We start from the raw sequence: 20,763 nt of genomic DNA on the forward strand, positions 1-20,763 counted from the left end.
ATCGCTCAACGGATAAAAGCTACCCCGGGGATAACAGGCTTATCTCCCCCAAGAGTCCACATCGACGGGGAGGTTTGGCACCTCGATGTCGGCTCATCGCATCCTGGGGCTGTAGTCGGTCCCAAGGGTTGGGCTGTTCGCCCATTAAAGCGGTACGCGAGCTGGGTTCAGAACGTCGTGAGACAGTTCGGTCCCTATCCGTCGTGGGCGTAGGAAATTTGAGAGGAGCTGTCCTTAGTACGAGAGGACCGGGATGGACGCACCGCTGGTGTACCAGTTGTTCTGCCAAGGGCATAGCTGGGTAGCTATGTGCGGAAGGGATAAGTGCTGAAAGCATCTAAGCATGAAGCCCCCCTCAAGATGAGATTTCCCATAGCGTAAGCTAGTAAGATCCCTGAAAGATGATCAGGTTGATAGGTTCGAGGTGGAAGCATGGTGACATGTGGAGCTGACGAATACTAATAGATCGAGGACTTAACCATATAATATGTAGCAATGTTATCTAGTTTTGAAGGAATATGCATTAAAATTTCTTCTTGACATTTCGAAAGAAATGTTTATAATGATAAAAGTCTGGTAATGATGGCAGAGAGGTCACACCCGTTCCCATACCGAACACGGAAGTTAAGCTCTCTAGCGCCGATGGTAGTTGGGACCTTGTCCCTGTGAGAGTAGGACGTTGCCAGGCTAATATTATTCCGCAGTAGCTCAGTGGTAGAGCTATCGGCTGTTAACCGATCGGTCGTAGGTTCGAGTCCTACCTGCGGAGCCATTATGCTTCCATAGCTCAGCTGGTAGAGCACTTCCATGGTAAGGAAGAGGTCACCGGTTCAAGCCCGGTTGGAAGCTTGGGAATAGGTTTAAAACTTTTTTGGCCCGTTGGTCAAGTGGTTAAGACACCGCCCTTTCACGGCGGTAACACGGGTTCGAATCCCGTACGGGTCACCACTTTTGGAGGATTAGCTCAGCTGGGAGAGCACCTGCCTTACAAGCAGGGGGTCGGCGGTTCGATCCCGTCATCCTCCACCATATATATTTAAAATGTCGGAGGGGTAGCGAAGTGGCTAAACGCGGCGGACTGTAAATCCGCTCCTTCGGGTTCGGCAGTTCGAATCTGCCCCCCTCCACCATTTTCTTTAAAATAACCTGAGAGGGTTTATTTTTTTGAAAAGATAACCATACTAGTAAATATTAATGGGCTATAGCCAAGCGGTAAGGCAACGGACTTTGACTCCGTCATGCGCTGGTTCGAATCCAGCTAGCCCAGCCATTTACGAGCCATTAGCTCAGTTGGTAGAGCATCTGACTTTTAATCAGAGGGTCGAAGGTTCGAGTCCTTCATGGCTCATCATTTTTGCGGAAGTAGTTCAGTGGTAGAATACAACCTTGCCAAGGTTGGGGTCGCGGGTTCGAATCCCGTCTTCCGCTTAATTAATAAGGGGCCTTAGCTCAGCTGGGAGAGCGCCTGCCTTGCACGCAGGAGGTCAGCGGTTCGATCCCGCTAGGCTCCATCTAAATAAAAAAGCTTACATCATATGATGTAAGCTTTTTTTGTGTTTAAAAAGACAACTTTTATACTTGTCGTTTAAAATGAAGAAAACGTGAAAATAAGGGATGGGGAGATAATTGTGAAAGTTGTTATTGCATCTGATTCATATAAAGAAAGCCTAAAAGCTATAGAAGTATGTGGAGCTATTGAAAGAGGTTTTAGAGCAATTTTTCCTAATGCAGAGTATGTGAAAATACCAATTGGAGATGGAGGAGAAGGGACGGTTGAATCACTTGTTGATGCTACAGGGGGGAGAATTATATCAATTAGTGTGACAGGACCGCTTAGAGAAGGTATACAAGCTTTTTATGGCATTTCTAAAGATAAAAAGACAGCGTTTATTGAAATGGCAGCAGCATCAGGATTACAGCACGTTCCAGTTGAAAAGCGCAACCCACTTATTACAACGACAAAAGGAACAGGAGAACTTATATTACATGCGCTAGATCAAGGAGTGGAGTACATAATTTTAGGACTTGGAGGAAGTGCTACAAATGATGGTGGGGCAGGTATGTTAGCAGCTTTAGGAGTAAGATTTATAAATGACAAGGGTGAAGTAATAGATCCATCTGGAGGCACATTACATTCGATTGTTGCTATTGATTTTTCACAAATGGACCCCCGCTTAAAGGGGGTAAAGATAGAAGCGGCATGTGATGTGGATAATCCATTAGTCGGAATGCAGGGAGCATCTTTCATATTTGGGAGACAAAAGGGTGCAAATGTAGAGATGATGAAAGAGCTAGATGAGAATTTACAACATTATGCGAATATGCTTAAACGATATGTATCTTTTGATGTATCTGAAATACCTGGTGCAGGGGCAGCGGGAGGAATGGGAGCGGCTGTTATTTCAGTGTTAAAGGGAGACTTGCGGAGGGGCATTGAAATTGTATTAGATTATACAAATTTCGATAAACATATAGAAGATGCAAATCTCATTATAACTGGTGAAGGTAGAATAGATAAACAAACTGCATATGGAAAGGCTCCTGTGGGTGTTGCGGGGCGTGCAAAACGTTTTTCTGTGCCTGTAATTGCTATTGGAGGGTCTGTATCATCTGATTATTCAGCTGTGTACGAGAAAGGAATAGATGCGGTATTTAGTATTACAACGAGACCGATGACACTAGAAGAAGCATATAAAGTAGCAGAAGAAAATATTGAAATGACAACAAAAAATATTGCAATAGTATGGAAAATAGCATCAGAAAAACACTTCTAAATGTAGGAGTGTTTTATTATTATTATTTAATAATAGTGATTGCGATTGTTTCATTAAGTTAACTTTATACATAGAATAGTCTTGAAATTTAGTTTTCAGTATGAATATAAGTGAATAAATTGTATATCCATACAGAAAAATGTCGAGTTGAGTCAGACTATATAAAAGATTTAAAATATTTAGTGAAGGCATAAAAGGGGGATACTATCTATGAAAAAAGAAATCTCAGTTATTGGAGTTCCAATGGATTTAGGACAGATGCGTCGTGGAGTTGATATGGGACCGAGCGCGATCCGTTATGCAGGGGTAATTGAAAGAATTGAAGAAATTGGATATGACGTTAAAGATATGGGAGATATATGTATAGAGAGAGAAAAAGAGATAGATGAAAATACAAAATTAAGAAACCTTACACAAGTTGCAACTGTATGTAATGAATTAGCAAGTAAGGTGGATCATATTATAGAAGAAGGTCGTTTTCCACTTGTATTAGGTGGTGACCATAGTATTGCTATCGGTACATTAGCTGGTGTAGCAAAACATTATAAAAACTTAGGCGTTATTTGGTATGATGCACACGGTGATTTAAATACAGAGGAAACTTCACCATCTGGAAATATTCATGGTATGTCACTTGCAGCAAGTTTAGGTTATGGACATTCTTCACTTGTAGATTTATACGGAGCATATCCAAAGGTGAAAAAAGAGAATGTCGTAATTATCGGTGCGCGTGCATTGGATGAAGGAGAAAAAGATTTCATTCGCAATGAAGGTATTAAAGTGTTCTCAATGCATGAAATTGATCGTATGGGGATGACGGCTGTTATGGAAGAAACAATCGCATATTTATCTCATACTGATGGTGTACACTTATCATTAGATTTAGACGGTCTTGATCCTCATGATGCACCAGGTGTTGGAACGCCTGTAATTGGCGGTCTATCTTATCGTGAAAGTCATTTGGCGATGGAAATGTTAGCAGAAGCTGATATTATCACATCTGCTGAATTTGTTGAGGTAAATACGATTTTAGATGAGAGAAATAGAACGGCAACAACAGCAGTTGCTTTAATGGGTTCTTTATTCGGTGAAAAACTAAAATAAATGTAAGAAAAGCAACTGAGAAGTTGCTTTTTTTATTTGAAAATAGGCGTATAATAATGATTTATATTATACTGTACAATAAAAATGTTTGACATCTTACCAATTTGAGCTAAAGGGGGTTGTTTGTAATTGTCGTTTGTTTCATGTATGGTATAATTAACTAGTTGTTGGAAATACATACAGATAGAGCATAAAACAATATTTCAATATATGGATAGAATTGCTCGTAAGTAGGAGGAAGGGATAGCATGCCTTTTGAAGATACGACCATTTTGAAATATCTTAGTACGGCATTAGATATTGCCATTGTATGGTTTATTATATATAAGCTAATTCTTATAATCCGAGGGACGAAAGCTGTTCAACTTTTAAAAGGGATTACAGTTATTATCGTCGTTAAGATGATAAGTATTTTCCTTGAATTGCGTACGCTATCTTGGCTAACTGAACAAGTATTAACGTGGGGATTTTTAGCCGTTATTATTATCTTTCAGCCAGAATTGCGAAGAGCACTTGAGCAGCTAGGGCGCGGAAGTTTATTTTCGCGTGTTGGAACACATGAGGATGATGAACCTGAAATGGTTGCAACAGCGATAGCAAAAGCAACCGAATATATGGGGAAACGTAGAATTGGTGCATTAATTACTTTGTCAAAAGAGACTGGTATGGGTGATTATGTGGAAACGGGTATTCCGCTTAATGCAAACGTATCATCGGAATTACTTATTAATATTTTTATTCCAAATACACCTCTTCATGACGGAGCGGTAATTATGCAAGGAAGTACAATTAAAGCAGCAGCATGCTATCTTCCATTATCAGAAAGTCCGTTTATTTCTAAAGAATTAGGAACTAGACATCGTGCTGCAATGGGAGTTAGTGAAGTTACTGATAGTATTACAGTAGTTGTGTCTGAAGAAACTGGTCAAATTTCTTTAACGAAAAATGGTAAGTTGCATCGTGATTTGAAGACAGAACAGCTGAAGGATATGTTATTAGCTGAATTTAGTGGAAACGAAAAAACGACTTCTTCGTCTTTATGGAATTGGAGGAGAAAGCGTCATGGATAAGTTAATGGAGAATCATTGGTTTTTAAAAGGGATCTCATTACTATTGGCGTGTATGCTTTTTATGTCAGCGACGTTAACTGAAAAAAATACGACATCAGGTATATTACCTTTTGCAAATGATACGAAAGAAACATTAACTAATTATGCTATTAATCTTAAGTATGATGAGGAGAAATATATTGTAAGTGGTATTCCAGCAGAGGGCGTTAAGGTGAAATTAGAAGGCCCAAAAGCATCAGTTGCTACAGCAAAAGCAAAAAAACAATTTGATATACCGATTGATTTGCGAGATAGTCCAAAAGGAACTTATGAGATTTCTTTAAAAACGAACGGGCTTCCAGATGATGTGAAAGGAACAGTTCAGCCATCAACAATTAAAGTTACTCTTCATGAAAAGGCGAGAAAATATGTTCATGTAGATCTGAAATTATCAAATGAGGATCAGATGCCAGCGGGGACTACACTAGAAAAATCAAGCATTAAACCGGATACTGTTGAGGTAGTTGGGACGAAAGAAGAAATTGAAAGTATTTCATCTGCCAAAGCGTATGTTGATTTAAAAGGTGTTAATAAAACTGTTACAAAAACGCCCGAAGTTACATTATACAATAAAGAAGGAAAACGTTTAAATGTAAGAACAAGTCCATCTAAGATTAGTGTAACGTTGAATGTGGCAACGCAAACTACAGCCAATAATACTGAAAAAACTGTTCCTGTAACGTATACGAAGAAGGGGAGTTTAGCAGAAGGATTGGCAGTTACAAATATCAGTGTTGAGCCGAGAGAAGTAACTATAGCAGGTCCAAAAGATATTTTGGATAATATACAATCGCTAGAGGGGGTCGAAGTAGATCTTAGTCAATTGACAGAGTCTACAACATTCGATGCCTCTGTTTTATTACCCAAGGGTGTAACAAGTGCAAAACCGAATCAAGTGAAGGTTTCGGTGGGAGTGCAAAAAACAAAACAAACGAAAACAAAAACGATTGATGGTATCCCAATCCAGAAAAATGGACTTTCTAAAGATGTTACTGCTCAGCTACTTTCGCCGCAAGATGGAAAGATAAGTGTTGATATTTCAGGAGAAGCAAGTATAGTAGATAAAATAACAGCTGCTCAAATAACAGCGGTAATTAATCTGCAAAATGTATCTCCAGGAACGAAAGATATTTCCATTCAAGTGAGTGGTCCTGGTAATATTTCAATAGAGCCAAAACAAAAAAGTGCTAAAGTTACTATTGTGAAGAAAGAAAAACCAGATAAAGAAGTACAGGGTAACGGTCAACAACCGGATTCAAACACCGATCAAGAAAATCAAAATGAGAAACCAAAAAATCCTGAACCTGATTCAGAAAAAGAACAGGAAAAGAATCAAAACCAAAATCAAAATCAAGATAAAGATAAAGAAACGAGTCAAGAACCAACAGTAGATAATCACAATCAAAAAGAGCAAGAAAAAGGAGCGAATCATAATGGGTAAATATTTTGGTACAGATGGAGTACGCGGAGTTGCAAATAAGGAGTTAACACCTGAATTAGCTTTCAAAATTGGACGTTTTGGTGGTTATGTATTAACAAAAGATACAGATCGTCCAAAAGTAATTATCGGTCGTGATACACGTGTATCTGGCCATATGTTAGAAGGAGCTTTAGTAGCAGGGCTATTATCAACTGGAGCAGAAGTAATGCGCCTTGGCGTTATTTCTACACCGGGCGTTGCTTATTTAACAAAAGCACTAGACGCACAAGCGGGTGTTATGATTTCTGCATCTCATAATCCAGTACAAGATAACGGTATTAAATTCTTTGGTTCAGACGGCTTTAAATTAACAGATGAGCAAGAAGCTGAGATTGAAGCTTTATTAGACAAAGAAGTTGATGAACTACCACGTCCGACAGGTACTAATCTTGGACAAGTGAGCGATTACTTTGAAGGTGGACAAAAATATTTACAGTACATTAAACAAACTGTTGAAGAAGATTTCTCTGGCCTACATATCGCTTTAGATTGTGCACATGGTGCAACTTCTTCTCTAGCTCCATACTTATTTGCAGACCTAGAAGCTGATATTTCAACGATGGGAACTTCCCCAAATGGTATGAATATTAATGAGGGTGTAGGATCTACACATCCAGAAGGCTTAGCTGAATTGGTAAAAGAAAAAGGAGCGGATATCGGACTTGCTTTTGATGGCGATGGCGACCGTTTAATTGCTGTAGACGAAAAAGGAAACATCGTTGACGGTGATCAAATTATGTTCATTTGTGCGAAGTACATGAAAGAAACTGGTCAATTAAAACATAATACAGTTGTTTCAACTGTTATGAGTAACTTAGGTTTCTACAAAGCACTTGAAGCAAATAATATTACAAGTGATAAAACAGCAGTTGGTGACCGCTACGTAATGGAAGAAATGAAGCGCGGAGGTTACAACCTAGGTGGAGAACAATCAGGCCATATTATCTTACTTGATTACATTACAACTGGTGATGGAATGTTAAGTGCACTTCAACTTGTAAACATCATGAAAATGACGAAAAAGCCATTATCTGAGCTTGCAGGAGAAATGACGAAATTCCCACAATTGCTAGTAAACGTTCGTGTAACAGATAAAAAATTAGCATTAGAAAATGAAAAAATTAAAGAAATTATTCGTGTTGTAGAGGAAGAAATGAACGGTGATGGTCGTATTCTTGTTCGTCCATCTGGAACAGAGCCACTTATTCGTGTAATGGCAGAAGCACCAACACAAGAAGTTTGTGATGCATATGTACATCGCATTGTAGAAGTTGTGAAAGCCGAAGTTGGCGCTGAATAATTAGCTGAATTTATATGAAAAAGGAGCACAAAAAGTGCTCCTTTTTCATATGTTTTATAGACGATGAAAAAAATTTCATTGACGGTTTATCCATGTTTGTTATAAGATGGTCTTGTTCTTTTTCTCAAAGGAAATATTGTAAATTATAAAAGCGCCAGAACTACAAATAGTGTAGTTGACGAGGTGGGGTTTATCGAGATTTCGGCGGATGACTCCCGGTTGTTCATCACAACCGCAAGCTTTTACTTAAATCATTAAGGTGACTTAGTGGACAAAGGTGAAAGTGTGATGAGAGAAGAGGAACGGATGAAAACTAGCTGTATAAGTATATACGGACTTAAACCCAATCGAGAGGAAGGTGAAAGCCGTTACAAGCTTACAGGGCTAGCAATATGTAATCCGTTTTTTAGTATAAATAAAAATGGTATCGGACTATGTCGTTACATGTTCGCAGAGCAGTGTAAGCATTTGTAACGGCGACTAAACATGTGTGGAATCGTAGGATTTATTGGAGAGCAAGATGCAAAGGAAATTTTATTAAAAGGTTTAGAAAAGCTAGAATATCGTGGATATGATTCAGCAGGTATTGCAGTACAAGCAGAGAACGGTGTTGTTGTATACAAAGAAAAAGGCCGTATCGCAAAACTTCGTGAAATCGTAGATGAGAACGTAGCAGCAAGCGTAGGTATCGGACACACACGCTGGGCTACACACGGTGTTCCAAGTAAAGTAAACGCGCATCCGCATCAAAGTACATCAAAACGCTTTACATTAGTTCATAACGGTGTAATTGAAAACTATGAATTAGTGAAAAAGGAATATTTACAAGATGTAACGTTCGTAAGTGAAACAGATACAGAGGTTATCGTACAGCTTATGGAACAACAAGTGAGCACAGGATTAAGTGTAGAAGAAGCGTTCCGTAATACGCTATCTCTTTTACATGGCTCTTATGCAATCGGATTACTTGATGCTGAAAATCCAAACATGATTTATGTTGCTAAAAACAAAAGCCCGCTATTAGTAGGTGTTGGTGACAACTTTAATGTTGTGGCAAGCGACGCTATGGCGATGTTACAAGTTACAGATCAATTCATTGAGTTAATGGATAAAGAAATCGTAATCGTAACGAAAGAAAGTATTACAATTAAAAACTTACAAGGTGAAACGATTGAACGTGCACCGTTTACAGCGGAATTAGACGCAAGTGATATTGAAAAAGGAACATATCCTCATTTCATGCTTAAAGAAATCGATGAGCAACCACTTGTAATCCGTAATATAATTCAAAAGTATCAAGATGAAAATGGCGAAATTGAATTAAATCAAGACATCCGCAATGCGATTTTAGATAGCGATCGTATTTACATCATTGCATGTGGAACGAGTTATCATGCAGGTCTTGTTGGAAAACAATTTATCGAGAAGTTTGCAAAAATGCCAGTTGAAGTACACGTGGCAAGTGAATTCTCTTACAACATGCCATTATTAACAGAAAGACCATTCTTCATTTACATTTCACAAAGTGGTGAAACAGCTGATAGCCGTGCAGTACTTGTACAAACAAATGAAATGGGTCATAAAGCATTAACAATTACAAACGTGCCTGGTTCTACGCTTTCTCGTGAAGCTGATTATACACTTCCGTTATACGCTGGACCAGAAATTGCAGTTGCATCAACGAAAGCTTACACAGCACAGCTTGCAGTACTTTCAATTTTAGCGGCTGATATTGCTAAAGCAAAAGGTGAAGTTCTTGATTTCGATTTAACACACGAACTAGGACTTGTAGCAAATGCAATGATAGAACTTTGTGATCAAAAAGAAGAAATGGACGCATTAGCAAAACAATTTTTAGCAACAACGCGTAACTGTTTCTTCATCGGACGTAGCGTAGACTTCTACGTAGGATTAGAAGGTGCGTTAAAACTAAAAGAAATCTCTTACATCCAAGCAGAAGGATTCGCTGGAGGAGAGTTAAAACACGGTACAATCGCTTTAATTGAAAATGGTACACCAGTTATCGCACTTGCTACACAAGAGCACGTAAACCTTGGAATTCGTGGTAACGTGAAAGAAGTAGTAGCACGCGGAGCTAACCCATGTATCATCTCAATGAAAGGCTTAGAAATGGAAGGTGACAGCTTCGTATTACCAGCTGTACACGAAGCGCTAGCACCGCTAGTAGCAGTTATTCCATTACAACTTATCTCATACTACGCAGCACTTCACCGCGAGTGTGACGTTGATAAGCCACGTAACTTAGCTAAGTCTGTTACTGTTGAGTAGGAGATTGGTAGGTTAATAAATATAGTTATGCGTTTGAAATAAATTTTGATAGTTTATAAAAAAGTCTGATCGTTTATAATAAATTAAAACTAAGAAAAGAACTCTGTAAAAATCATTTTACAGAGTTCTTTTAGTTATTTATTGTTTTACATAACAAATTGTTACTTGTTCGTCTATGTGGAAAATCTGTAATGCTTTACCATCTAAATTTTTAACCTCATATGATGAATAAATAGGTCGTTCCAATTTCACTTCTTGACCATTTTGAGTTCCTTTTTCCACCATTAGCGTTAACTGATGGGAAGAAACGTCTGCTTGGTATGTTCCTGTTAAGTAATTATCTTTATTTGGATAAGAACCATTTGCATATGTTTCAAATGTCTTATCTGCTTTTAGGACTAACGTAGTTTTGACTCCGTCTCCGTAATCAATACCCCAATTACCTACAAGCTCTGTACCGTCTTTATAGTTGTTCTGTACATTCTTAAACTTAGCCGAACCCTCGTCTGGTGTATCAATTTTTCCTTTGAATATACCAGTTTTATCTTGGGTACTGTATGTTTTAACTGTATTACCACTAGATAAACTCGGTGAGTTAGAAGAACTAGTACCACTTGTTGTAGAAGTAGTTGTTGAACTACTCTTAGCTTCCGCTTTTAACTTATCAAATACAGGTTTCCAAATGCGTTTTGCTTCATCTAATTTATTGTTTGCTTTATCTATGATTGCATCATCCGTATCTTTAAGTGTTTTAGAGTAATCAAATAACTTCGATACTTCTTTGAAAGATTCTTTTAACTTTTGAACAGCTTTTACAATTTCCTTATGATCTTCCTTGTATTTTCCTGGTGCATCTATACGCTCTATTTTATTAAATACTTTATCTAAGTCTTTAATACTATCTCGTACCTCTTCATTTGACTTACTTCCCTTTTTATTATCCCTCACAGAAGCATCATAGTAATCTAGACGTCTTAATAAGTCTTCTTCAATGTCTACCATAAGTTGTGGGTAATCCTCAGGTAAAACCATAATCATCTTAACATCTTTACTTTCTTCTTTTGAGTTAGTTGATTTTTCCTTTGTTTCAGATGATTTACCTTCTGTCTTAGTTTCTTTACTTTCTTGTTTACCAGATTCAGCATTTGTTTTTTCTTTTTCTCCAAATAAACTAGTTACACTACAAGCTGACATAGAAACTACTAATCCGGATGCTAGTAAAATTTTACCTGTACTCTTTTTGAAATTCTTCATATGATTTTTCAATTCTCCCTCTAAAAACATAAAATAGATGTGCTTTAGCCCCTTTAAAACTAAAAAACATATCCCTTCTATATTTATTTTATAATACCTTTCTATGTGTAATATTTTACAATTAATTACAGATGCGGTCAAAATTTATCTTAGTTTAACGATGTTTACAAAAAAGATGCGAAGCTTTATTCTTCAAGTAAAGATTCTAAGTGAGTTTTGATTAAAATTTTTTTATAAAAATCTCATACTTAGTTAAAAAGAGTAATTCTATTTTGATCAATCGCTTTTTCAAAATGGATTTTTTTGTTGTTAAATAAAGATTTATGACTTCATTTTTATCAAATTTTATTCCAAACCAACATATAGTTATAGCTTTAAAATAAATTTACAAATTTGTATCTAAAAGGGGTATTTTTGTGTCGAAAAAGAACATCTAAAATTGATAAGCGGAAAGAGCCCTATAGATTAAAGTTTTACTTTATCGGATTCACTTTTATTTATCTGAATTTTCCGTTAATATTTTAAGTATCCGTGAACAATTTCCTTTATTACGACAAGAAGAGACGGTAGATTCATGGACATTACAAGGGGGCTTATTATATGAAAGTGAAAGCAAAAACATATTTAAGTATAGAAGAGATTATTTCATTACCAACCGTATCAAGTACAAACATAAGTGATGATGGTAAAAACGTAGCATTTGTTAAGAAGACGGCTGATTGGAAAGACAATATATATAGGAATCATGCATGGATATATGAAAAAGATAAGAAGCAGAGTTACCCATTATCAAATGGTGATATAGATAGTACACACCCATTATGGTCTCCAGATGCTAGGTGTATCGCATATCTTAGTCGAGTTGGTGATGGGGGAAATCAGATATTTGTTAAGTCACTAGATGATTATAGAGAGGTTCAAATTACTGATGAGAAAGAAGGAGTCAGTACATTCAAATGGGGTCCTACTGGCAAGGGTCTTTATTATGTTACGCAGTCAAAAGAATGTGAAGAGATAAAGAAACGTAAGAACCTATATGGAGATTTTCAACATATAGGTAAGGAACACCAGAATAATTGTTTATATTACATTGAAATAGAAAAGGTGATACAAAGTGATACAGATGAACACGAGAACAGAGTTGTTTATCAATTAACGGATGGTAAGGATTTTCATATCCATGAATTTGATATTTCAAATGATGGTAAAAAGGTTGTATTTATGGCGACACCAAGCTCAAATATGGCAGATTATATAAATGGAGATCTATACATACTCCATATTAAAGCTGGAGAGCTACAAAAGCTGAATGTGGATAAGTTGTTGGGAGGGAGTGTTTGCTTTTCTCCTGACGGCAGTAAAATATGTTACACAGCAAGCATAAGAGAGAAGGATTACTATAGAAACCATATACAAGATAGTACGTTAGAGATATATGATATGAATACTGGAGAGGTAATTCAGCCTCTAACAAACTTTGATAGTACAGTTATGCCATTACAGTGGACAGCTAAAGGAATTTTAATTAGATGGCAGGATAAAACGAATTATCGTATTGGATTACTAGCTGAAGATGGCACTGTGGAAGCATTAAGCGACAAGGTAGATGGCTTTATAATGGATGCCTCTATAACAAAGGATGGAAATCATATAACCTATAATAAGGCTATAACAAATGAAACCTTTGAAATCTATTTAGACGATAAAAAAATAACGGATGAAAATAGCTTTTTCAAAGGGAAACTTAAAAGTAACAGGGAAATCATCTCATGGAAAAGTAGTGATGGTCTTGAAATAGAAGGTGTTTTATCAACGCCAGTAGAGTTTGACACTAATAAAAAATATCCTTTATTAGTAGTAATTCACGGTGGTCCGGCTTGGGCATCTTTTCCGATATTTTCAGACTGCTTCAATGAGAAATATCCGATTGAACAGTTTGTTGAAAAAGGCTTTATCGTTTTAGAGCCAAATTACAGAGGAAGTTCAGGTTATGGTAATGAATTTTTAAAAGCTAACTATAGAAAACAGGGGATTGCTGACTACGACGATGTTATATCAGGAGTTGATAAACTAGTTGATCAAGGGATAGTAGATAAAGATAGAGTAGGAGTTATGGGATGGAGCAATGGTGGATATGTATCAGCTTTTTGTTCTACATTTAGTAGCAGGTTTAAAGCTATTTCAGTTGGCGGTGGAATAACTAACTGGAGTACCCATTATGTAAATACAGATATACCTTACTTTATTAGAATGTATTTAGGAAATACTCCATGGAATGATCCAGATATATATACGAAGACATCACCTATGACGTATATTAAATCAGCTTGTACGCCTACCTTAATTCAACATGGGGAAAAGGATGCAAGAATTCCGATTACAAATGCATATGATCTATATCAAGGATTAATGGATATGGAAGTTGATACAGAATTAATTATATTTAAAGGAATGGCATATAGTTCTGACCAACCAGGAGTTCATGTGGCTATTATGAAGCAGAACTTGATGTGGTTTTCACACTATATGCTTGAAGAGAGTATGGAGGGTTTTAGGACTTTGTAATAGATGTTTGTACAAGATATATGATTGAAACGGTCTTCATATTGAGATGATTTATTATAAAATATATACTTAAACTACTATCAGTACATATATCAGGGAGGACTAATATGACAGGAAATAAAAATGACTTATTAGTAGAAAAACGTGAAGAGTTATTGAAAGTATTGCAAGCTCGTTTTGAGAAAAACATGAACCGCCATGAAGGTCTTGAATGGGCTAAAGTTGAAGCGAAGATAGAAGCTAATGCTGAAAAATTATGGTCACTTAACGAAATGGAAGTAACTGGTGGTGAGCCGGATGTTATTGGTTATGATGAAGAAAAGGACGAATATATTTTCTATGATTGTTCAAAGGAGAGTCCTAAAGGCCGCAGAAGTCTTTGTTATGATCTTGAAGCGTTAGAATCAAGAAAAAAGCATAAACCAGAAAATAACGCTATTGATGTGGCGGCCGCTATGGGTATTGAGTTATTAACGGAAGAACAATATCGAGAGTTACAACAACTTGGAGATTTTGATATGAAATCATCGAGTTGGGTACAAACACCTTCAGATATTAGAGAGCTTGGTGGTGCTCTATTTTGCGATTATCGCTTTGGACATGTTTTCGTGTACCACAATGGAGCAGACTCTTACTATGCTGCCAGAGGTTTTCGTGGTTCGTTAAAAGTTTAAATTAGGATAAATAAGAAAAAGAGCCTATATTCAGGCTCTTTTTCTTATTTATATTTTAAAAGTAAATTGTTACTACGCAGTTTTACTTAATTTATATATTCCGTGGTTGTTTTTACGGAAAAGTTTAGGGAAAACATAGCCATCTAATCCAATACGTCCAGCGTTCTGCCCTGCAACTAAAATGAACATAGTCAAAATAAGCAGGTTTGGGTTTACACTAACAGTTCCGCTTAATAAAAATGAAAGATTCATTATGATTCCGAAAAATGCAGCTGTTTTTGTTAATCCGCCTAAAATCAAACCTAGACCTACTAAAATTTCTCCCCATTGAACTAAAAAGCTAAATAGGTCTGCGTTTGGAAGGACAAAATGTTGAAGAAAATCTGCCCACCAACTTTGTACTGCAGGATGGTCACCTGATGCTTGAGCAATAGCACCCTTTAGAAAACCGCTTGCGTCAAAAGATTGTCCGAAGACTTTGCCTATCCCAGCAGCGAGCCATGTATATCCTATGTAAAGCCGTAAAAGTAATAATATGAAAGTAGCACGTTTATCAGTTCTTAAAAAATTGATAACCATTGAAATCCCTCCAATATTGTATTTACACGTTTATTATATATCTAATGTGAAAAGATTCACAATAGATATAATGTGAACAAATTTATGATTTTTCATTTGTGAAATTGTACAAAGCATTTTGAAGTTTATTTTTGGAAGGTGAAGAATAAATGTGGTCTGGGAGCTATCTATTGTAGTAGAGAGCTCCCAGAGTAAATAGATTCATTTAGTTTTTTTAGTGTATCTGCGCATTACGTATTATTTCTCTGGCTTTATATAAGGAACAATTTGCGCAGTCACCCCTACAGAAGCACCACGAATAAAGTCTTGGTTTTCTAACGCCTTAAAGTTTTCCGTTCTCCCAGTTAGCATAACCCCTAAAATTTTCACTTGATCAAATGGTTTGTCCTTGTTTGATTTTAAAAACTTCTGGATATCTTTATCATGACCATCGTCATCGTATTGGTTAAGTGAATCAACGAACTCTTTATAGGCTTCTCTAGGTGACTTGTCTGGATTAAATCCATAAACGGGCATACCAGCAGGCCCTTTGCTTTCATCTCTAATTGGTGAGGTCATGTATAACCATACAATGTTTAAGTTGTCTGGAATCTTCTCTTTAATTTCTTGTAGTGTGTAGGGCTGGTTGAAAGAAATAGCAACTTCGGCAACATAGTTATTCATTTGTGAAACTTCCCCTAATTCATTTTGGACACCATCAAAATATTCCTTAATAGCGGGATTATAAAATGTTGCAAATTTTTTCTTTGTTTGTTTATCATACTCATAGAACTCTGTATCGGACCAATAAAATCCGGGTGTTAATTCATTGGTATCAATGTTGATACGGAGCCAACCATAGGAACTTGTTAAAGTGTTCCATGGGACTACATAACCATTAATATTTTTAGATCGATTTGATATAATATTGCCGCCAAACATAGTTGAATTACTTGTAACTTGAGAATCGATTTGCACATTAGGTTCGGCAATTGCATTATGTAAAAAGAGACTTTCGTGAAGCTTTGTCGAACTTTTCGCCGCAAAGTAATTGCCAACTTTATAAATTATAGGTATAAGCATGATTACAACGATAATTGAGGTAATGATGATTTTAAGTAACTGTTTTCTTTTAGCTTTTTTTAATGCATCTTTTAAAGAAGTATCCATTAAGGTTTTCCTCCTACTGTAGAATGAATTGTTTTACGTGCACGATGTAATTTTTGTTTTACGCTGTTCACTTGAATATCTAGTATTAGAGCGATTTCTTCATATGAAAAGTTGTAATAGTATTTTAAAAAGAAGGCTTCTTTATATTCTGGTTTTATATCTTTTAATAAATAGAAAATCTCATCTTTATTTAAAACAGCGTCTAATTCTCGGTCTGTATATTGTAATTTTGAATAAATCTCTTCAGTTAAATAGATGTTCTGTTGCTCTTTTTTTCTCTTTAAGTCAATGTATTCATTTAATGCGACTCTGAAAAACCATGGACGTATGTTATCCTCGGTTAAGCTATCTAGCAATGTGTATACTTTATAGAAAGTATTTTGGATGATGTCTTCTGCATCTTCTTTTATAGCCCCTTTCGCTAGTAGTAGTTTGAACACTTCCTCCCCTAGATTGATAAGATAGGAGGTAAATATATTTTCTTTTCCCATCACTTTTCCTCCCTACACTTATACAACGAATAGGTAATGATAAATGTATACACTTAAATTTAAATTAGTTATTAACTATGGTTTATAGTACACGATACTTTATAAATAGGAGTGGTTATTTTATTTTTTGAAATATTAAATCTTTAGTGCTAAAATAAAATTTGGAGATATATGGAGAGGAGACAAAGACTCAATATGTGGATGAACTTGTAATGATTAGAAACTACTAGATAGATAAATTTTGCTCTCATAAGCGAGGGTTTATTTAGTTATCTGTAAATCATTCAAGGAATGCATATTTGGCTTGTACATCCCTTTTATAAGGATAGGTGCCTATTTTATGTATCTGTCTTTTTTGTGGGAAAGTTTATATCTCTTATATAAAATATGCGTCCTTTAAACTTGGAGGAGTATATGATGAACCAATTAAAAAATAAAGTAGCAGTTATTACAGGGGTAAGTCGTCTAGATGGTATAGGGGCAGCGATTTGTAAAGAATTAGCTGAATCAGGATACGATATATTTTTTACGTATTGGACAGCTTACGATAAAGAGATGCCTTGGGGCGTTGATAAAAATGAACAAATACAATTAAAAGAAGAGTTACTAAAAAACGGTGTTAAAGTATCAAGTATGGAGTTAGATTTAACTCAGAATGATGCACCAAAAGAGCTTATAAATAAAGTTACTGAACAATTAGGGTACCCTCATATATTAATTAATAATGCAGCATATTCTACGAATAATGATTTCTCTACGTTGACTGCTGAAGAATTAGATAAGCATTATATGGTAAATGTTCGTGCGACTACATTGCTCAGTAGTCAATTTTCCCGGGGATTTGATAAGAAATCTGGTGGTAGAATTGTTAATATTACTTCGGGGCAATTTCAAGGTCCTATGGCAGGAGAACTAGCTTATGCGACAACGAAGGGAGCTATTGATGCTCTTACTAGTACGTTGTCAGCAGAGGTAGCTCATTTAGGAATAACAGTGAATGCAATTAATCCAGGACCAACCGATACAGGATGGATGACTGAAGAGATAAAACAAGGGTTAAAGCCGATGTTTCCTTTTGGCAGAATTGGTGAGCCAAGGGATGCAGCTAGACTCATTAAATTTTTAGTAAGTGAAGAGGCCGAGTGGATTACTGGGCAAGTTATTCATTCAGAAGGTGGATTTAAAAGATAAAAAAGAAGGCATCTCACCAGGGTGAGATGCCTTCTTTTTTAATCTTTCTTCAATCTTCGTGCAACACCATTCCCTAAAGACTGTAATCCTTGAACGAGGATAATTAAAATAAAGACGGTTGCATACATTACTTCAGGCTCGTAGCGTAAATGTCCGAAGCGGTATGCTAAATCCCCTAGCCCGCCAGCACCTACAAGGCCAGCCATTGCTGTTGCGCCGATTAAGCCGATCGTTGCGATTGTTAATCCGAGTACAAGGGAGGGACGAGCTTCTTTCACCATGACGTGCCAAATGATTTTTATAGTAGAGACTCCCATCGCTTGGTAGGCTTCAATGACACCGCGATCGACTTCTAGTAAAGCTGTCTCCATTAAACGTGCGATATAAGGGGCTGTGAAGACGACAAGCGGTACGATAACACCTTGCACGCCAATGGACGTTCCCATTAGAAACTTTGTAAAAGGTAAAATAAAGAATAATAGAATGATAAATGGAAGAGAGCGAATGATATTAATAATTGTATTAAGAATAGGATAGATGATTTTATTTTCACGCTGCCCACCAGGTCTCGTTAAAACAAGTGTGACGCCAAGTGGTAATGCAATAAGGATCGAGATGAGTAATGAGATAGATGTCATTTGAAAGGTTTGGATTGTGGCTTCCCATATGACTTTACCCCATTCATCCAAAAAGGACTTGTTTCCCATAATCTGTTCTACCTCCTTCTACGATGATTCCTTGCTCTTGTAAAAATGATAAAGCACGGTGGATTTCATTTTGTTCCCCTTGCATATGAACGACTAGTTTCCCATATGCTTCATGTTTTAACTGCGTAATATTACCGGATAAAATATTCGGATACACTTGGAAACGTTTTGTGGCAACGGCTAAGGCGGGTTCCCCTGAAGTAGTGCCAATAAATGAAAGTGTTACAATTTCTCCAGTACTTTGTAGTTCTTTCTGTACCTCTTTTGGAATTTTCGCTGCAAATGCGCTATTTACAAATTTCTTCGTGGTTACATGTTGTGGGTTTGTGAAAATATCTTTTACAGTCCCACTTTCGACTACAGATCCGTGTTCCATAACAGCAACGCGGTCACATATACGCTGGATGACATTCATTTCATGTGTAATGAGTAAAATCGTAATTCCGATTTCTTCATTAATCTTTAATAATAGATCAAGAATAGAATCAGTTGTCTCTGGATCCAAAGCACTCGTTGCTTCGTCGCTTAATAACACTTCTGGTTCATGTGATAGTGCACGTGCAATGGCAACACGTTGTTTCTGGCCACCAGAAAGTTCGCTTGGATACGCATCTTTTCGATTAAAAAGATCGACAATACGTAAATACTTTTCTACCCTTTTTTCAATTTCATTTTTTGGAAGACCAGATAGACGTAACGGTAACGCGATATTCTCATAAACAGTCACTGTTTTAAGTAAATTGAATCCTTGAAAAATCATCCCGATTTTTTGTCGCGCTTTTGCTAGTTCTTTTGTCGATAACGTTGTTAAGTCTTGTTCGTTTACAATGATATTTCCTGTCGTTGGTTTTTCTAATAAATTTACACATCGAATCAATGTACTTTTACCAGCGCCACTATACCCAATGATTCCAAATACCTCGCCTTTTTCTACTTTAAGGGAAGTAGACTTAAGAGCCTCAACATTCCCTTTTTTTGTTGTAAATACTTTGGATATGTTTTTTAATTCAATCATTATCGTCAGCTCCTACCAAGATGGTAAAACTGAACCATCAAATTTTTTCTCGATAAACTCTTTTACTTCCTTAGACTGATAAGCTTTCTTTAATTTATTTACAACGGCATCATCTTTATTTTCAGTACGAACAACGACCCAGTTCACATATGGTGAATCTTTTCCTTCGCGGAAGATAGAATCTTTCGCTGGACTTAATTTTGCACCTAATGCAAAGTTTGTGTTAATTGCAGCTGCTTTCACTTCACTTAGTTGCGTTGGTAATTGAGATGCCTCTAATTCGACAATCTTTAATTTTTTTGGATTTTCAATTACATCTTTTGCAGTCGCTTTTTCTGTAGCCTTTGGATCAACTTTTAAAACCCCTGCTTTTTCAAATAATTTTAAAGCTCGAAGTTCATTCGTTGGGTCATTTGGTACAGCAATTGCGTCGCCCTCTTTTAAGTCTTTTACATCTTTTATATCTTTAGAATATACGCCCATAGGGAATGTTACTGTTGAAAATACTTCAGCTAATTTCATATTGCGTTCAGCTTTAAATACATCTAAATACGATTTCGTTTGGTAGCTATTTACATCAAGGCTTTTTTCATCTAATGATACGTTTGGCGCTACATAATCATTAAATACTTTTATATCAATTTCGAGACCATCTTTTGCTGCAACTTCTTTTACCTTTTCAAAAATTTGTTCATGTGGTCCACCTGTTACACCGACAGTAATCTTTTTCTCGTCTAATGCTTTTACCTCTTTATTTGAACTCACGCTACATGCGCCTAATAATAATACTGCTCCGCTTACAATGCTTAATAATACCTTTTTCATCTATAAATCCCCCTTCATATACGTTCCAAAATAAAAAGCACCTCTCAAAAATAAGAGAGGTGCCGAATAGACGAAATAGATTCCTCTCTTATCTTCCAAAACGAAAACTCGTTTTGCAGGAATTAGCACCTTAGCTTATACGTCATAAGCTCGGTTGCCGGGCATCATCGGGCCAGTCCCTCCGCCACTCTTGATAAGAGTATGTGTATGTAGTTTTGAATATGGTACTAATAGTAAATCGTACAAAAAGAATTGTC

At 36.5% G+C, this 20,763-nt stretch carries 17 protein-coding genes, 9 tRNA genes, 2 rRNA genes and 1 riboswitch (1 of these 29 cut by a window edge); of the genes, 21 read left to right on the forward strand and 7 right to left on the reverse strand.

The window, feature by feature from the left end; translation table 11 throughout:
• From BHV55_RS00885 to glmS, 18 genes are all read left to right on the forward strand, one after another.
• A 23S ribosomal RNA gene (locus BHV55_RS00885) occupies positions 1–482 on the forward strand (it extends 2,441 nt beyond the left edge of the window).
• Positions 483–572: 90 nt separating this feature from the next.
• Positions 573–688 (forward strand): 5S ribosomal RNA (rrf, locus tag BHV55_RS00890).
• Positions 689–697: 9 nt separating this feature from the next.
• Positions 698–772, forward strand: a tRNA-Asn gene (locus BHV55_RS00895).
• 4 nt (positions 773–776) lie between these two features.
• Positions 777–849: transfer RNA gene (locus tag BHV55_RS00900), tRNA-Thr, on the forward strand.
• 24 nt (positions 850–873) lie between these two features.
• Positions 874–948 (forward strand) — tRNA-Glu (locus BHV55_RS00905).
• Between the two features lie 5 nt (positions 949–953).
• Positions 954–1,029: transfer RNA gene (locus tag BHV55_RS00910), tRNA-Val, on the forward strand.
• Between the two features lie 17 nt (positions 1,030–1,046).
• Positions 1,047–1,130 (forward strand) — tRNA-Tyr (locus BHV55_RS00915).
• 65 nt (positions 1,131–1,195) lie between these two features.
• A tRNA-Gln gene (locus tag BHV55_RS00920) sits at positions 1,196–1,270 on the forward strand.
• A 5-nt stretch (positions 1,271–1,275) separates the two neighbouring features.
• Positions 1,276–1,348, forward strand: a tRNA-Lys gene (locus BHV55_RS00925).
• An 8-nt stretch (positions 1,349–1,356) separates the two neighbouring features.
• Positions 1,357–1,428, forward strand: a tRNA-Gly gene (locus BHV55_RS00930).
• Positions 1,429–1,438: 10 nt separating this feature from the next.
• Positions 1,439–1,511: transfer RNA gene (locus tag BHV55_RS00935), tRNA-Ala, on the forward strand.
• Between the two features lie 117 nt (positions 1,512–1,628).
• Positions 1,629–2,774 (forward strand): glycerate kinase, encoded by a 1,146-nt coding sequence (locus BHV55_RS00940; RefSeq protein WP_000869581.1) that lies wholly within the window; start codon positions 1,629–1,631, stop codon positions 2,772–2,774.
• A 210-nt stretch (positions 2,775–2,984) separates the two neighbouring features.
• Positions 2,985–3,878 carry an arginase gene (gene rocF, locus BHV55_RS00945; protein ID WP_000711563.1) on the forward strand — a complete coding sequence of 298 codons (894 nt, stop codon included), beginning with the start codon at positions 2,985–2,987 and terminating at the stop codon, positions 3,876–3,878.
• Positions 3,879–4,126: 248 nt separating this feature from the next.
• The gene (cdaA, locus tag BHV55_RS00950) at positions 4,127–4,948 is read left to right on the forward strand and encodes a diadenylate cyclase CdaA (protein ID WP_001115697.1); all 822 of its coding nucleotides are present in this window, start codon (positions 4,127–4,129) and stop codon (positions 4,946–4,948) included.
• Positions 4,941–6,428, forward strand: coding sequence for a CdaR family protein (locus tag BHV55_RS00955; RefSeq protein WP_000359594.1), 1,488 nt, complete (start codon positions 4,941–4,943; stop codon positions 6,426–6,428). The genes cdaA and BHV55_RS00955 overlap by 8 nt, the downstream gene beginning before the upstream one ends.
• The gene (gene glmM / locus BHV55_RS00960; protein ID WP_000521476.1) at positions 6,421–7,767 is read left to right on the forward strand and encodes a phosphoglucosamine mutase; all 1,347 of its coding nucleotides are present in this window, start codon (positions 6,421–6,423) and stop codon (positions 7,765–7,767) included. Before BHV55_RS00955 ends, glmM begins: the two co-directional genes overlap by 8 nt.
• A gap of 288 nt (positions 7,768–8,055) precedes the next feature.
• Positions 8,056–8,241, forward strand: a complete 186-nt coding sequence (locus tag BHV55_RS00965) for a hypothetical protein (RefSeq protein ID WP_001206405.1) — start codon at positions 8,056–8,058, stop codon at positions 8,239–8,241.
• A gap of 12 nt (positions 8,242–8,253) precedes the next feature.
• A complete protein-coding gene (glmS, locus tag BHV55_RS00970) occupies positions 8,254–10,056 on the forward strand; it encodes a glutamine--fructose-6-phosphate transaminase (isomerizing) (protein ID WP_000334163.1) in 1,803 nt (600 codons plus the stop codon).
• 138 nt (positions 10,057–10,194) lie between these two features.
• Here glmS and BHV55_RS00975 read toward each other — a convergent pair whose 3' ends face one another.
• Entirely contained in the window at positions 10,195–11,322 is a 1,128-nt protein-coding gene (locus BHV55_RS00975) for a DUF3994 domain-containing protein (protein ID WP_080009053.1), read from the reverse strand.
• A gap of 588 nt (positions 11,323–11,910) precedes the next feature.
• Here BHV55_RS00975 and BHV55_RS00980 point away from each other — a divergent pair.
• Both BHV55_RS00980 and BHV55_RS00985 read left to right on the forward strand, forming a co-directional pair.
• On the forward strand, positions 11,911–13,875 hold the full coding sequence (locus BHV55_RS00980; protein ID WP_070757046.1) for a S9 family peptidase: 1,965 nt from the start codon (positions 11,911–11,913) through the stop codon (positions 13,873–13,875).
• 107 nt (positions 13,876–13,982) lie between these two features.
• The gene (locus BHV55_RS00985) at positions 13,983–14,549 is read left to right on the forward strand and encodes a DUF4256 domain-containing protein (RefSeq protein WP_000147387.1); all 567 of its coding nucleotides are present in this window, start codon (positions 13,983–13,985) and stop codon (positions 14,547–14,549) included.
• A 72-nt stretch (positions 14,550–14,621) separates the two neighbouring features.
• Here the strand turns inward: BHV55_RS00985 and BHV55_RS00990 are convergent, their stop codons facing one another.
• From BHV55_RS00990 to BHV55_RS01000, 3 genes are all read right to left on the reverse strand, one after another.
• Positions 14,622–15,128, reverse strand: a complete 507-nt coding sequence (locus BHV55_RS00990; protein WP_000236366.1) for a DoxX family membrane protein — start codon at positions 15,126–15,128, stop codon at positions 14,622–14,624.
• Between the two features lie 237 nt (positions 15,129–15,365).
• The gene (locus tag BHV55_RS00995) at positions 15,366–16,277 is read right to left on the reverse strand and encodes a sigma factor regulator N-terminal domain-containing protein (RefSeq protein WP_048567485.1); all 912 of its coding nucleotides are present in this window, start codon (positions 16,275–16,277) and stop codon (positions 15,366–15,368) included.
• On the reverse strand, positions 16,277–16,768 hold the full coding sequence (locus tag BHV55_RS01000) for an RNA polymerase sigma factor (RefSeq protein ID WP_048567484.1): 492 nt from the start codon (positions 16,766–16,768) through the stop codon (positions 16,277–16,279). The genes BHV55_RS00995 and BHV55_RS01000 overlap by 1 nt, the downstream gene beginning before the upstream one ends.
• Before the next feature lie 414 nt (positions 16,769–17,182).
• Between BHV55_RS01000 and BHV55_RS01005 the strand changes: the two genes are divergently transcribed.
• Positions 17,183–17,959 (forward strand): SDR family oxidoreductase, encoded by a 777-nt coding sequence (locus BHV55_RS01005; protein WP_002098920.1) that lies wholly within the window; start codon positions 17,183–17,185, stop codon positions 17,957–17,959.
• Between the two features lie 38 nt (positions 17,960–17,997).
• Here BHV55_RS01005 and BHV55_RS01010 read toward each other — a convergent pair whose 3' ends face one another.
• Genes BHV55_RS01010 through BHV55_RS01020 form a run of 3 tightly spaced genes read right to left on the reverse strand, consistent with a single transcriptional unit; the run spans position 17,998 to position 20,506 of the window.
• Positions 17,998–18,666: a methionine ABC transporter permease gene (locus BHV55_RS01010; protein ID WP_000527151.1), complete on the reverse strand. Its 669-nt coding sequence runs from the start codon at positions 18,664–18,666 to the stop codon at positions 17,998–18,000.
• Positions 18,641–19,681: a methionine ABC transporter ATP-binding protein gene (locus BHV55_RS01015; RefSeq protein ID WP_070757047.1), complete on the reverse strand. Its 1,041-nt coding sequence runs from the start codon at positions 19,679–19,681 to the stop codon at positions 18,641–18,643. The genes BHV55_RS01010 and BHV55_RS01015 overlap by 26 nt, the downstream gene beginning before the upstream one ends.
• A 12-nt stretch (positions 19,682–19,693) precedes the next feature.
• Positions 19,694–20,506, reverse strand: a complete 813-nt coding sequence (locus tag BHV55_RS01020) for a MetQ/NlpA family ABC transporter substrate-binding protein (RefSeq protein ID WP_000756997.1) — start codon at positions 20,504–20,506, stop codon at positions 19,694–19,696.
• Positions 20,507–20,591: 85 nt separating this feature from the next.
• A riboswitch (SAM riboswitch) is annotated at positions 20,592–20,706 on the reverse strand.
• Positions 20,707–20,763: the final 57 nt, after the last annotated feature.

The sequence above is a fragment of the Bacillus sp. RZ2MS9 genome (assembly GCF_001816185.2).
Taxonomy (GTDB): domain Bacteria; phylum Bacillota; class Bacilli; order Bacillales; family Bacillaceae_G; genus Bacillus_A; species Bacillus_A cereus.

Excerpts from the sequence above, each read along its gene's own strand:
- rocF (WP_000711563.1), top strand. The coding sequence starts at position 2,985 with ATGAAAAAAGAAATCTCAGTTATTGGAGTTCCAATGGATTTAGGACAG.
- BHV55_RS00980 (WP_070757046.1), top strand. The coding sequence starts at position 11,911 with ATGAAAGTGAAAGCAAAAACATATTTAAGTATAGAAGAGATTATTTCA.
- BHV55_RS01015 (WP_070757047.1), bottom strand. The coding sequence starts at position 19,681 with ATGATTGAATTAAAAAACATATCCAAAGTATTTACAACAAAAAAAGGG.
- glmS (WP_000334163.1), top strand. The coding sequence starts at position 8,254 with ATGTGTGGAATCGTAGGATTTATTGGAGAGCAAGATGCAAAGGAAATT.
- BHV55_RS00985 (WP_000147387.1), top strand. The coding sequence starts at position 13,983 with ATGACAGGAAATAAAAATGACTTATTAGTAGAAAAACGTGAAGAGTTA.
- BHV55_RS00955 (WP_000359594.1), top strand. The coding sequence starts at position 4,941 with ATGGATAAGTTAATGGAGAATCATTGGTTTTTAAAAGGGATCTCATTA.
- glmM (WP_000521476.1), top strand. The coding sequence starts at position 6,421 with ATGGGTAAATATTTTGGTACAGATGGAGTACGCGGAGTTGCAAATAAG.
- cdaA (WP_001115697.1), top strand. The coding sequence starts at position 4,127 with ATGCCTTTTGAAGATACGACCATTTTGAAATATCTTAGTACGGCATTA.
- BHV55_RS01020 (WP_000756997.1), bottom strand. The coding sequence starts at position 20,506 with ATGAAAAAGGTATTATTAAGCATTGTAAGCGGAGCAGTATTATTATTA.
- BHV55_RS00995 (WP_048567485.1), bottom strand. The coding sequence starts at position 16,277 with ATGGATACTTCTTTAAAAGATGCATTAAAAAAAGCTAAAAGAAAACAG.
- BHV55_RS01000 (WP_048567484.1), bottom strand. The coding sequence starts at position 16,768 with ATGGGAAAAGAAAATATATTTACCTCCTATCTTATCAATCTAGGGGAG.
- BHV55_RS01010 (WP_000527151.1), bottom strand. The coding sequence starts at position 18,666 with ATGGGAAACAAGTCCTTTTTGGATGAATGGGGTAAAGTCATATGGGAA.
- BHV55_RS01005 (WP_002098920.1), top strand. The coding sequence starts at position 17,183 with ATGATGAACCAATTAAAAAATAAAGTAGCAGTTATTACAGGGGTAAGT.
- BHV55_RS00990 (WP_000236366.1), bottom strand. The coding sequence starts at position 15,128 with ATGGTTATCAATTTTTTAAGAACTGATAAACGTGCTACTTTCATATTA.
- BHV55_RS00965 (WP_001206405.1), top strand. The coding sequence starts at position 8,056 with ATGAGAGAAGAGGAACGGATGAAAACTAGCTGTATAAGTATATACGGA.